Source organism: Pseudomonas sp. R3-57, from assembly GCF_051132065.1.
Classification (GTDB): domain Bacteria; phylum Pseudomonadota; class Gammaproteobacteria; order Pseudomonadales; family Pseudomonadaceae; genus Aquipseudomonas.
On record NZ_CP071655.1, the window covers coordinates 953,997 to 965,767 of the forward strand.

Genomic DNA, 11,771 nt, shown 5'->3' on the forward strand with positions numbered 1-11,771 from the left:
TTCTCATAGCTTTTGCGCGCAAGACACGAGGCACAGCATGCAAATCAAACTCGCCAACCCCCGTGGCTTCTGCGCCGGCGTGGACCGGGCGATCGAAATCGTCAACCGCGCACTCGAGGTTTTCGGGCCGCCGATCTACGTGCGTCATGAAGTGGTGCACAACAAGTTCGTCGTCGAGGACCTGCGCAGCCGTGGCGCGATTTTCGTCGAGGAACTCGATCAAGTGCCGGACGACGTAATCGTGATCTTCAGTGCTCACGGGGTTTCCCAGGCCGTGCGCAATGAAGCCGCCGGCCGTGGCCTGAAAGTTTTCGACGCCACCTGTCCGCTGGTGACCAAGGTGCATATCGAAGTCGCCAAATACAGTCGCGATGGCCGTGAGTGCATCCTGATCGGCCACGCCGGGCATCCGGAGGTCGAAGGCACCATGGGCCAGTACGACGGCAGCAATGGCGGCGCGATCTACCTCGTCGAAGACGAGCAAGACGTGGCCGAACTGCAGGTGCGCAACCCGGAAAAACTCGCGTTCGTCACCCAGACGACCCTGTCGATGGACGACACCAGTCGCGTTATCGACGCCTTGCGCACACGTTTTCCGGCAATTGGCGGTCCGCGCAAGGACGACATCTGCTACGCCACGCAGAACCGTCAGGACGCGGTCAAGCAATTGGCTGACGAATGCGACGTGGTGCTGGTGGTCGGCAGCCCGAACAGCTCCAACTCCAATCGTCTGCGCGAACTCGCCGAACGCATGGCCACCCCGGCCTACCTGATCGACGGCGCCGAAGACCTGCAAAAGAGCTGGTTCGATGGCGTCGGGCGTATCGGCATCACCGCCGGTGCCTCTGCCCCGGAAGTGCTGGTGCGCGGCGTGATCCAGCAATTGCAGGCCTGGGGCGCCACCGGCTCCGATGAACTGGCCGGGCGCGAAGAGAACATCACCTTCTCGATGCCTAAAGAGCTGCGCGTGCGTTCGATCTGACCCGCTCGGCTTTTTGACACAGCGCCTGTTCCGCCTTCGCGCGGCTCAGGCGCACGCGACCGGTCGCGGCCAACACAATCTGCTGCTGGCTGACCGGCTCGTGCATCGAGCAGACGTGTAATGTCCCTGCCTGAAACGCCCGCCCGGGCATCAGCGGTTGCCCCAGACTGCTGAAACGCACATAACACCTTACCGCCCAATTGCCGACAATCGGCACCCGTGCTTCACTCGCCTGTTCCGCCAGCAGCGGATTACGGCTGTCCACCGGCCCTTTGCCGCTGATATCGAGAATGATCCGCCAGCCCTGACTCCAGTCGCCGTTGATGCCATGAATCACCACGCTTTGATTGCGCGTGATGGCCAGACTGCGGGCGTGACGGATGCCCTCGAATAATGACTGCGCCGCCTGATCGCGGCGATTGGATTCTTTGAGACTGGCAAGCGCGGGGCTGACCAGCAGCAGAACAATTGCGCCGATCGCCAGTCCCATAAGCAATTCGATCAGGCTGAAACCGTGTTGTGACATGAAGACTCCCTCCGTGGAACGTGATGGATGGCGCGCTCCGTGCGCCGGGCAGGGCAAATCAACCGACACAGGTCGGCTGAATGTTCTAGCGTGTAGAAGCAGGTATAGCCGACGGCAACGGAGGGCATCGATGGATCTTCGTACAAAAGGTTTCACGCTGATCGAGTTGCTGGTAGCGATCGCCGTGTTTCTGGTTTTGATCACGTTGGCGGTCCCGGCTTTTACCCGTTCGATACAGGGCAGCAAGGCCGATACCGAGATGGGCGATCTGCAACGGGCGATCAACTTTGCCCGCCTTGAGGCGATCAACCGTGGGGTCACCACACGCTTGCGCCCGACGGCTGGCGGCAGCGCCTGGACCGGTGAACTGGCGGTCTACGACAGTACTGGCAATCCGGCCAATGTATTACGGGTTGTTCCAGCGATGAGCAGCGGCGCGACTCTGACGCTACCCTCAGGAGTGACTGCGCTGGATTTCAATAATCTCGGCGGTCTGGCGGCACCGTCGACGGCGGTGGTCATCGGTTACACGCTGGGTACGCAAAGCAGGACGCTGAACGTGTGTCTGAATGGAAGAATTCAACTGGGTGGAAATTGCGGATGAGGGCAGGGAGTCAACGGACGCAGCGAGGGATGACGCTGATCGAGGTGCTGGTCGCGTTGTTGATTCTGACGGTCGGCTTGCTGGGCGCAGCGGCAGTGCAACTGAATGCGCTGAAGTACACCGACAGCTCGCGGATGACCAGCCAGGCCAGTTTCATCGCCTACGACATGATGGACCGCATCCGCGCCAATTCCGCCGCCGATTACACCGCCACGCCGCCGACATCGGGCAATCTGTCGGTGGCGCGGGATCAGGATCTCTACGATTTCACCACCAACATTGCCAGCTTCGGCGGCCCGACCGCCACGGGCAGCATCACCCGCAATCAACGCGTGTACACCATCACCATCACCTGGAACGACGCGCGCGCCGCCAACACTGCTAGCGCTGCGCGTAGCTTCGTCCTCAGCAGCCGCGCCGCGGTCGATCCGGTGGTGTCGCCATGAAGCGTCGGCAACTGGGTTTCGGCCTGATCGAATTGCTGGTCGCCCTGGCGTTGGGCCTGATCGTGGTACTCGGCGTGGTGCAGATTTTCATCGCCGCAAAAAACACTTACGTCAGCCAGAACAGCGCCGCCGCGATGCAGGAAGACGCGCGCTTCGTGTTGAGCAAGATGATTCAGGAAATCCGCATGGTCGGCATGTTCGGTTGTCTCGGCACCATCACCGACTCCAGCAGCACCGGCGATTTCAACGGGGCGCAACTCGCGCCGATCAGTTGGGACAATGCCAACCTGAAACTGACCCTGGTCACCGCCGACGTCGGCAACGCCGGCGGTACACCGACCTGGACGGTGCTTTCCGATTGCCGCAACAGCGCCGTCGCCTACACCGGATTACGAACCGCAGCCAGCGGGCAGATCGCGTTCCCGATTCGGCGGTTGATCTATAGCTTCAGCAATAATCAGATCCTGATGGGCACCGGTAGTGGCAACCCGACGCAACAGGTACTGGTGAATAACGTCAGCGCATTCAATGTGATGTTCGGGCTGGCCAGTTCAGCCACGGATATCGCGGCGTCGACTTACAGTGCCAACCCCAGCGATGCCGCGCGGATCCGCAGTGTGCGCCTTAGCCTGACCCTCACCGATCCGAACAATAGGGTCGCCAGTCAAACCTTCAACGTGGTTGCCGCCTTGCGCAACCGCTTGCAGTGAGGGGGTGATCATGAGTATTTCTCTGCATCAACGGCAAGCGCAACGCGGCATGGTCTTGCTGGTAAGTCTGGTGTTCCTGTTGCTGCTGACCTTGATTGGCCTGTCGTCGATGCAGAGCGCCAACCTGCAGGAAAAAATGGCTGGCAGCGTCAGCCTGCGCAACCAGTCGTTTCAGGCTGCCGAAGCCGCGTTGCGCATCGGCGAAAGCGCAGTGCAACTGGACAGTTATTCGCTGGCGGTGTGCAGCGGCACTCAATGTGCGCCACCGGCAGAGTCGACGGTGGTCAGCGCGGCGGGGCTCAACTCGACGTCCGGGGTGACCTGGATCGCTGCCGGTAACGGCTTTTATGGGGTGCAGAACATCGGCACGACATTGACCGCGGTCAACGTGCCGAGCAACACCTCGGCGACCCTGTACCGAGTCACCGCTGTCGGTATCGCCGGTAGCTCGCGCAGTGTGTTGGAGAGCGTGTATGCGAAGTTTTGAGCGCTGCAGGACGCTGTTGCTCGGCATGCTCCTGAGTTTCTATCTGAGCTCGTCGGCCTACGCCTTCACGCCGTCCGACTCGCCTTTGCTGAGCGCAGCAGCCGTGCCGCCAAACGTGATGCTGCTGATCGACGATTCGGGGAGCATGAACAGCATCATTTATGCCGCCGGGTTTGATCAGAACGTCAACCGCACACCGGCGCGGCAGTGCAATGCCTTTCTTGGATTGTGCTCTGCGCTGAATGCCCCGCAGATCACCGGCGACCTGGTGTTTCTCTCGAGCTTGCCGAACTCGGGTTGCTCCGGCGGCGCCTATGCGTTTTACAACAATAGCCCAGCACCGTTGTGCCTGAAACTGCCCGACCCGGTGGGCAACGAGAACACCCGCTATTCCGCCGATTACATTGCCTACATCGTCAGTCTGGCGATCAGCAACGGCACCCGCGATTTCACCACCGGAGCGATTCCCAACGATTACCGGATGAACGTGGCACGCAACGTGTCCACCGCGCTGGTCAGCAGCAACCGTACCTTGCGCATGGGGCTGGCGACGTTCAACCCGGCCACCAGCGCCAACCCCGGTAACGGAGGTTTCATCCCTCGCGCGATTACCGATCTGTCGCCGGTAACGGGCAGCGTGACCCAGGCGCAGGCCGATACCAACTACAACGCGCTGATTTCTTCGATCAATGGTCTGAACGCGGTGGCCAACACACCTTTGGCGGAAAGCTATTACGAGATCACCCGCTACATGCGCGGCATCGCCCCTTTCTACAACGGCACGCCGAGCAGCTACACCAGCCCAATTCAATATCGCTGCCAGAAAAACTACGGCGTGGTGATTACCGACGGCTTGCCGACCTACGACCGAACCTTCCCGACCAACGATCCATTGGGCGGCAATCGGTTGCCGAACTGGGATGGCGTCAACAATGACGGCGATAACCTCAACGGCGATGGTGAGGGCGATACGCTGTACCTGGATGACATCGCCAAGTTTGCCTTCGACATCGACATGCGCTCGACCGGCACCGATGCGGCGGGCAAAAGCTGGAACGCGGTGGATTTTCCCAAGCAGAACATGAACACCTACACCGTCGGTTTCGCGGCGGATAACGACATGCTGTCCGACGCCGCCAGTTATGGGCAGGGCCGGTATTACCAGGCTACCGACAGCTCCGGACTCAACGCGGCCTTATCGTCGGCATTGAGCGACATTACCTCCAAGGCCGGCTCCGGCGGAGCCGGTGTCGCCAGCAGCAGCTCGTTGAGCAGCGGCAGCAGTTTTTATCAGACCACTTACGATCCAAAGGATTGGCGCGGCACGATCCGCTCGTTCGGCTTTACCTCGGCCGGTACGGTGAATACCTCGAGCGCACAATGGTCCACCGACACGACCATTGTGCCTTCCGCCACGGCGCCGATTTACCAATCGTGGAACACCGTGAGCAATGCGCCGATCCCCCTGGTCTTCGGCAACTTTTCCCCGGCGCAGCAGACCACGCTCAGTCAGGGCTTGCCCACCGGCATCACCGGCAGTGATCTGGTGGAGTGGAGCAAAGGCACCAACAAGGCCGGGCTCAAAGTGCGCAGCGTGTTGCTCGGCGACATCATCAATTCGCCGCTGGTGCTTGCGTCGCCTTCGGACAAGACTGCGTCCGATCTGTCCGCCGACACCAGTTACACCACCTACCTGGCGGCCAAAGCGGCCAACATGAACAGCAGTCTGGTGGTCAACGCCAACGATGGTTTCGTCCATGTGATCAATCCGGCGAACGGCACTCGTCGTTATGCCTACATGCCATCCAGTGTGCTGCCGTCGCTGCGCCTGATCGCCGACACCAACTACGTCAACGGCGTCAGCCACAAGTTTCTCGTGGATGGTCAGGTCGGGGTGTTTGATGTGCAGTCCGGCACTACCTGGAAAACCCTGGCCATTGGCGGCACCGGTGCCGGCGGTAAAACCTTCTACGGGCTGCAACTGTTCGATGCCTCGGCAGGCAATGTGATTCGTGCCCTGTGGGAAGTCAGCGCGCCGGTCACAGCCAACACGGCCAACGCTTTCAATGATCTGGGTTACGCCTACGCCCGTCCGGAAGTGGCACGCTTGGCCGATGGTCGCTGGGCCGCGTTCATTGCCAACGGTTACGGCAGCAATTCCGGCGTAGCGGCGTTGTACGTGCTGGATGTGCGCGATGGCTCGTTGATCAGGAAAATAGTTATCGACAGCACGGAAACCACCAATGGCCTGTCCTCGGTGGAGCTCAGGGTCAATTCGTCGAACGTGGTGCAGGCGGCTTACGGCGGTGACTTGAAAGGGCGGATGTGGAAATTCGACTTGAGTGCGACGGCCCCGGAAAGCTGGGGCGTGGCGTTTGCCGGCAAACCGTTGTTCACCGCACCGGGCGGGGCGACGCAGCCGATCACCGCGCAACCGCTGCTGGCGGATAACCCGCAGGGTGGCAAGCAGGTGTTCTTCGGCACCGGCAAATTCAACGAAACTGCCGACAAGAGCAACAAGGATCTGCAAGCGTTCTATTCGGTATGGGACGCCGATGGCGGCTCGGGACAAATTACCGTCAGCAGCTTGCAGGCGCAGGCGATTACCGGGTCGTTCTCCGGCAGCACCGGCCAGTTCGTGACCACTACGCAAAATGACACGACGTATCCGGGCGAGAAGGGCTGGTACTTGCCGCTGGTGTATAACAACGTGCTGACCGGCGAGCGGGTGATCAATCAGGCGAGCATTGTGCTGGGGCGCATCCTGTTTACCACTGCCAGCGTGGATACCACCGATCCCTGTGCAAGTTTCGGCACGGGCAAACTGGTCGAACTAGAAGCGTTCAGCGGTAAGATGCTCAACTACGCCGTGATCGACACCAATGCTGATCGTTTGGTCGACGGCAATGACACGATATCCAGCGGCGTGGTCTTCACCGGCGGCATCCCGAGCCTTAACGTGGTTTCCGCCGATGCCAAGACCAAGCTCCTGACCGACTCCAGTGGCGCAATCACTACCGTTGTGGAAAAGGGCGGTGGCGGCAGCCGTCGTATCATGTGGCGACAAATCCAGTAAGCGAGAGTTTGAGGCATGCGCAGAACCAACCGAGGTTTCACCCTGATCGAAATCATGATCGTGATTGCGATCATCGGGATCGTCATTACCATCGCCGCACCGAGCTATACCGAGTACCTGAAAAAGGGCCGTCGCGCCGAAGTGGTATCGCTGCTCTCGGAACAGGCGCAGATCCTCGAACGGTTCTACACCCGCAACAATGTCTACACCGGCGTCACCGGGCTGAGTGCCGGCAATGACTTCTACACCCTCACGCCGACGATCACTGACCAGACCTTTGTGCTGACCGCAACACGCAAGAGCGGCACGTCGATGGCCACTGACAAATGCGGCGATTTCACCCTGACCAACACCGGTGTCAGGGGCATGAACAACGCGACCACCGGGCTGACCACCAAGGATTGCTGGGGCCGCTGAGGCGCTTTCTTTCGGGCGCCTTTTGCGCCCACTGTCTTTTTTACGGTTGGATCAAACATGACCAGGCAACAGCAAGTGGTGATTGTCGGTGGCGGGGTGATAGGCCTGCTGACCGCCTACAATATCGCCTCCGAAGTGCGCAGCGTGGTGCTGCTGGACCGTTCGAACCTGGGCCAGGAATCGTCCTGGGCGGGCGGCGGTATTGTTTCTCCGCTGTACCCTTGGCGCTATAGCCCGGCGGTCACCGCGCTGGCGCACTGGTCGCAGAATTTTTATCCACAGCTCGGCGCGCGGCTGTTCGCCGACACCGGGGTTGATCCAGAAGTGCACACTACCGGCCTGTACTGGCTGGACCTGGATGACGAAGCCGAGGCACTGGCGTGGGCCGAGCGCGAAAACCGCCCGCTGCGCTCTGTGGATATCTCGGCGGCGCATGACGCGGTGCCGGTGCTGGGCGGCGGATTTTCGCGCGCGATCTACATGGCTGATGTTGCCAACGTGCGCAATCCGCGGCTGGTGAAATCCTTGAAAGCAGCGTTGCAGGCGTTGTCCAACGTGACCATTCACGAGCAGTGCGAAGTCAGCGGTTTCGCTCGCGACGGAGAACGTGTGATTGGGGTGGAAACGGCCGGTGGTGTCATCGCTGGCGATCAGGTGGTACTGACCGCTGGGGCGTGGAGCGGCGACTTGCTCAAGACCCTGGACCTGACACTGCCGGTGGAACCGGTCAAAGGGCAGATGATTCTTTATAAATGCGCTGCGGACTTCCTGCCGAGCATGGTGCTGGCCAAGGGGCGTTATGCGATTCCGCGTCGCGACGGGCATATTCTGGTCGGCAGTACGCTGGAGCACGCAGGCTACGACAAGACGCCAACCGACGTCGCCCTTGAAAGCCTCAAGGCATCGGCGGTAGAGCTGCTGCCAGCGCTGGCCGATGCCGAAGTGGTCGGGCACTGGGCCGGGCTGCGTCCGGGCTCGCCGGAGGGGATTCCTTATATCGGGCGAGTGCCGGGGTTCGACGGCTTATGGCTCAATTGCGGGCATTACCGCAACGGGCTGGTGCTGGCGCCGGCGTCGTGTCAGTTGTTTGCCGATGTGATGTTGGGCAGGGCGCCGATTATTGATCCGGCGCCGTATGCGCCTGAGGGTCGTATTTGATCTGATAAGTCTTCGGTGTCTGATAAGCCGTCATCGCGAGCAGGCTCACTCCTACAATTGTCCTTTGGTGTACACAAGAAGTGGTTACACCAAAAACCCATGTAGGAGCGAGCCTGCTCGCGAAGGGGCCCTCAATCCAGACCGAGTTTCTTCAGCCGGTAACGCATCGAACGAAACGAAAGACTCAAGCGCTGCGCTGCCGCCGTACGGTTCCAGCGCGTCTCTTCCAGTGCCTGCAAGATCAGCTTGCGCTCGACGTTCTCCAGATAATCTTCAAGATTGTCGATCTGCGTCAGATCGGCAATCGCGCCGTCTGCCGCACAGTTGCCCTCGCTGAGGCGCAAATCACCGGCCTCGATCGTACGGTTCTCGCACAGGGTATGGGCTCGCTCGAGGACGTTTTCCAGTTCGCGCACATTGCCGGGGAAGCGGTAATTCTTCAGTGTTTCCAGCGCCTGCGGGTGTAGACGTGCGGCTGGCTGGCCGGTGTCCTTGGCCAAGCGCTTGAGCACGTGCGTCGCCAGTACCTCGATGTCATCGCGCCGCTCGCGCAAAGACGGCACGCGTAGCTCGATCACGTTCAAGCGGTAGTACAAATCCTGACGAAAACGCTCGGCGGCGACCTCGGCATCGAGGTCCTTGTGCGTGGCGCAAAGAATCCGCACGTCGACCACGGTTTCCTGCTGGCCGCCGACGCTACGCACGGCTTTTTCCTGAATCGCCCGCAGCAGTTTGACCTGCATCGACAACGGCAAGTCCGCCACTTCATCAAGGAACAACGTGCCGCCATGCGCCGCCTGAAAAAGCCCCGGTTTGTCTTCGACCGCGCCGGTGAAACTGCCTTTGCGATGACCGAAAAATTCGCTTTCCATCAACTCCGAGGGAATCGCCCCGCAGTTCACCGGCACGAACGGCTGGCTGGCGCGCGGCCCTTGTTCATGGATCAGCCGCGCGACCAGTTCTTTGCCGCTGCCTGATTCACCGCTGATGTACACCGGCGCCTGGCTGCGCGCGAGTTTGTCGATCTGCTTGCGCAGGCTGCGCATTGGCGGCGAATCGCCGAGCAAGTGCCGATCGATCGGTGTGCAATGGCCACCCGCAGCGGGCATGCGCAAGGCACTGCTGACCAGTTCGCGCAGGCGCGTGAGATCGACCGGTTTGGTCAGAAAATCGAACGCCCCGGCCTTTAGCGCATTAATTGCGGTTTCCAGGCTGCCATACGCGGTGATCATCGCCACTGGCACCTGTGGATAACGCTGCTGGATGTGCTGCACCAGCTCCAGCCCCGTGCCGTCGGGCAGGCGCATATCGGTCAGGCACAGATCGAACGCTTCGCGTTGCAAAAGTGCTTGTGCCTCGGCCAGATTGCGCGCGCTGTAAGTGTCGAGTTTCATCCGGCCCAGGGTGATTTCGAGGAGTTCGCGGATGTCCGGTTCGTCGTCAACAATGAGGATTTTTTGCCGTGGGCTTGTATTCAACTTTGTTTCCGTCCGTGAGCAAAAGTGATGCGAAAGCAGCCGCCGCCTTGGCGTGATTGAAAGTCTAGGCGCGCTTGGTTGCTTTCGCACAGCTCACGGGACAGATACAGGCCCAGGCCGGTGCCCTGGCTGCTGGTGGTGAAGAACGGTTCGAACAGATGCGCCTGTTCTTCGGCCGGTACGCCGGGGCCGTTGTCCTGCACTTCGAGTACCGCCAACTGGCTGTCCGGGTCAGTGAACAGCGCCAGCCAGACCTCGGCCTGATCGTGCAGCAGGGCGCTGTGACGCCAGCCGTTGCGCAACAGATTGTCGAGGATCTGCCGCAGCTGGTTCGGGTCCATCAATGTGGTGAAGTCCCCGGAGTTGATCCGCAGATGGATCTGCTGACGCTCGCCGGCCTGCTCGCGGCTTTCGGCAACGAAGTTCTCCAGCCACGGTTTGAGATCGAGCCGCTGCGGGGCGCTTTGCTGGCGGCGGGACAGTTGCAGGACATTTTCGATGACTCGGTTCATGCGTTGAGAGTGGTCTTGAATAATCTGCGTCAGACGCCGATCGGCACTATCGAGTTCCTCGGACTCGGCCAACAGTTGCGCGGCGTGGCTGATCGCCCCCAACGGATTGCGGATTTCATGGGAGATGCCGGCGGTCAATCGCCCGAGCGCGGCTAGCTTCAATTGCTGCGCCTGTTGAGCGATTTGCGCGAGGTCTTCGAGAAACACCAGGGTGCGCGGATTCGGGCTCTGTTCGAGGGCGATGAAACTCGGTTGCAGTTCTATGCCATTGCCGGCGACTTTCAGGCTTTGCGGGCGCAGGGTCGGGTTGTTCATCCACAGTTGCAGGCGCTCGACCAGCATTGGCGAATATTCGTCGATCAGGTGGCCCTGCAACTGCGACTGAGCGAGCAGGATTTGCGCGCTGTGGTTGGCCAGTAAAACTCGACGCTCACGATCTAGGACGAGGATGCCGGTGCGCATGCGTTGCAGAATCAGAGCATTGAGGGCTTCAAGGCCCACCACTTCGCTGGCGCGCTGCTCGGCCAGGGTTTCGCTGACCTCGAGGCGACGGATAAGCCCCTGCACCAATAGCGAAGCGGCAAAGCACAGCGCGCCGAGCGTACCGGCCTGCAGGTATTCATTGGCGCTCAGGGGATGGCTCAAACCGAGCAGGAAACTCGAGCCGACGATGCCCAGCGCGGCGATGGCCGCAATCAACAGACCGATGCGCCGGCGCAGCAGGGTGTTGCTGATCGCTACGGACACAATCAACAAGTTGCCCAGTGCACTGCCAACGCCGCCTGCTGCGAAGAACAAACCGCACAGAAGCAGCACGTCGACCAGTGCCAGGCTGAACAATTGCCCGGGCCGGCGGGTGTTTTCGAGAAACACCACCAGCAGAATATTCAGGACCAGATACAGCCAACTGCCGCCGCGCAGCAAATCGTCGTTGGCCGACGTCAGCAGGCGGTTGTCCATGTTGCTCGAGATCAGCAACACCAAGGTGATGCCGACGCTCAGACGGTACAGGTGATAAAGACGCAGCAGACGCTGCGCCTGTTTGCTGTCGGTGTGGGCAGCCTCAGCGACCACTGGCGCCCGGGCCTTGCTCGAGATGAGCCTGGCTGCAATACCACTGTTGCTGATTGCCCAGCGCGCGATCGCGGGGCAGGTGCACGCCGCAATGGGCGCAGCGCACCATGGGCGCGGCGTCTTGCTCGCGAGAATTGCGCTGGGACTGATTGGAGGTGGCGGGTGCCTTGAATTTACGCCAGAGCCAGATGGCGGCGAAGATCACGGCGATCCAGAACAATAAACGAAGCATGATGAGCGGCTTTTCGACTGATGATCCGGCAGTTTAGCCAAGGAGCCGAGCAGCGCACAGCGGATTAAA

At 60.6% G+C, this 11,771-nt stretch carries 12 protein-coding genes; 8 read left to right on the plus strand and 4 right to left on the minus strand.

Features of this window, described 5'->3' with window-relative positions:
• Window positions 1–37: 37 nt before the first annotated feature.
• The gene (ispH, locus tag J3P93_RS04425) at window positions 38–982 is read left to right on the plus strand and encodes a 4-hydroxy-3-methylbut-2-enyl diphosphate reductase (protein ID WP_434595416.1); all 945 of its coding nucleotides are present in this window, start codon (window positions 38–40) and stop codon (window positions 980–982) included.
• On the opposite strand, the gene J3P93_RS04430 is transcribed toward ispH, so the two are convergent.
• Window positions 954–1,508: a GspH/FimT family pseudopilin gene (locus J3P93_RS04430; protein ID WP_434595419.1), complete on the minus strand. Its 555-nt coding sequence runs from the start codon at window positions 1,506–1,508 to the stop codon at window positions 954–956. The two genes, ispH and J3P93_RS04430, sit on opposite strands and share 29 nt — an antisense overlap.
• A 130-nt stretch (window positions 1,509–1,638) precedes the next feature.
• On the opposite strand from J3P93_RS04430, the gene J3P93_RS04435 reads away from it, so the two are divergent.
• Genes J3P93_RS04435 through thiO form a run of 7 tightly spaced genes read left to right on the plus strand, consistent with a single transcriptional unit; the run spans window position 1,639 to window position 8,406 of the window.
• On the plus strand, window positions 1,639–2,112 hold the full coding sequence (locus tag J3P93_RS04435) for a GspH/FimT family pseudopilin (protein ID WP_434595422.1): 474 nt from the start codon (window positions 1,639–1,641) through the stop codon (window positions 2,110–2,112).
• Window positions 2,109–2,558, plus strand: a complete 450-nt coding sequence (pilV, locus tag J3P93_RS04440; protein WP_434595424.1) for a type IV pilus modification protein PilV — start codon at window positions 2,109–2,111, stop codon at window positions 2,556–2,558. Before J3P93_RS04435 ends, pilV begins: the two co-directional genes overlap by 4 nt.
• Window positions 2,555–3,268: a PilW family protein gene (locus J3P93_RS04445; protein ID WP_434595427.1), complete on the plus strand. Its 714-nt coding sequence runs from the start codon at window positions 2,555–2,557 to the stop codon at window positions 3,266–3,268. The genes pilV and J3P93_RS04445 overlap by 4 nt, the downstream gene beginning before the upstream one ends.
• A gap of 10 nt (window positions 3,269–3,278) precedes the next feature.
• Window positions 3,279–3,755 (plus strand): pilus assembly PilX family protein, encoded by a 477-nt coding sequence (locus J3P93_RS04450; protein WP_434595429.1) that lies wholly within the window; start codon window positions 3,279–3,281, stop codon window positions 3,753–3,755.
• Entirely contained in the window at window positions 3,742–6,831 is a 3,090-nt protein-coding gene (locus J3P93_RS04455; RefSeq protein ID WP_434595432.1) for a pilus assembly protein, read from the plus strand. The genes J3P93_RS04450 and J3P93_RS04455 overlap by 14 nt, the downstream gene beginning before the upstream one ends.
• Window positions 6,832–6,846: 15 nt before the next feature.
• On the plus strand, window positions 6,847–7,248 hold the full coding sequence (locus tag J3P93_RS04460; RefSeq protein ID WP_203419544.1) for a type IV pilin protein: 402 nt from the start codon (window positions 6,847–6,849) through the stop codon (window positions 7,246–7,248).
• Window positions 7,249–7,305: 57 nt separating this feature from the next.
• The gene (thiO, locus tag J3P93_RS04465) at window positions 7,306–8,406 is read left to right on the plus strand and encodes a glycine oxidase ThiO (protein ID WP_434595435.1); all 1,101 of its coding nucleotides are present in this window, start codon (window positions 7,306–7,308) and stop codon (window positions 8,404–8,406) included.
• Window positions 8,407–8,537: 131 nt separating this feature from the next.
• Here the strand turns inward: thiO and J3P93_RS04470 are convergent, their stop codons facing one another.
• From J3P93_RS04470 to J3P93_RS04480, 3 genes are read right to left on the minus strand one after another with little or no spacing between them, the layout of a single operon-like run.
• Window positions 8,538–9,884 (minus strand): sigma-54-dependent transcriptional regulator, encoded by a 1,347-nt coding sequence (locus J3P93_RS04470; protein ID WP_434595438.1) that lies wholly within the window; start codon window positions 9,882–9,884, stop codon window positions 8,538–8,540.
• Window positions 9,881–11,470, minus strand: a complete 1,590-nt coding sequence (locus J3P93_RS04475; protein ID WP_434595441.1) for a sensor histidine kinase — start codon at window positions 11,468–11,470, stop codon at window positions 9,881–9,883. The genes J3P93_RS04470 and J3P93_RS04475 overlap by 4 nt, the downstream gene beginning before the upstream one ends.
• Window positions 11,460–11,702, minus strand: a complete 243-nt coding sequence (locus tag J3P93_RS04480) for a PP0621 family protein (protein WP_434595443.1) — start codon at window positions 11,700–11,702, stop codon at window positions 11,460–11,462. Before J3P93_RS04480 ends, J3P93_RS04475 begins: the two co-directional genes overlap by 11 nt.
• Between the last annotated feature and the right edge of the window lie 69 nt (window positions 11,703–11,771).

What these genes read in the sequence shown, in the direction of transcription:
- J3P93_RS04445 (WP_434595427.1), top strand. Translation starts at nt 2,555, where the DNA reads ATGAAGCGTCGGCAACTGGGTTTCGGCCTGATCGAATTGCTGGTCGCC.
- J3P93_RS04460 (WP_203419544.1), top strand. Translation starts at nt 6,847, where the DNA reads ATGCGCAGAACCAACCGAGGTTTCACCCTGATCGAAATCATGATCGTG.
- J3P93_RS04480 (WP_434595443.1), bottom strand. Translation starts at nt 11,702, where the DNA reads ATGCTTCGTTTATTGTTCTGGATCGCCGTGATCTTCGCCGCCATCTGG.
- J3P93_RS04455 (WP_434595432.1), top strand. Translation starts at nt 3,742, where the DNA reads ATGCGAAGTTTTGAGCGCTGCAGGACGCTGTTGCTCGGCATGCTCCTG.
- pilV (WP_434595424.1), top strand. Translation starts at nt 2,109, where the DNA reads ATGAGGGCAGGGAGTCAACGGACGCAGCGAGGGATGACGCTGATCGAG.
- ispH (WP_434595416.1), top strand. Translation starts at nt 38, where the DNA reads ATGCAAATCAAACTCGCCAACCCCCGTGGCTTCTGCGCCGGCGTGGAC.
- J3P93_RS04435 (WP_434595422.1), top strand. Translation starts at nt 1,639, where the DNA reads ATGGATCTTCGTACAAAAGGTTTCACGCTGATCGAGTTGCTGGTAGCG.
- J3P93_RS04430 (WP_434595419.1), bottom strand. Translation starts at nt 1,508, where the DNA reads ATGTCACAACACGGTTTCAGCCTGATCGAATTGCTTATGGGACTGGCG.
- thiO (WP_434595435.1), top strand. Translation starts at nt 7,306, where the DNA reads ATGACCAGGCAACAGCAAGTGGTGATTGTCGGTGGCGGGGTGATAGGC.
- J3P93_RS04450 (WP_434595429.1), top strand. Translation starts at nt 3,279, where the DNA reads ATGAGTATTTCTCTGCATCAACGGCAAGCGCAACGCGGCATGGTCTTG.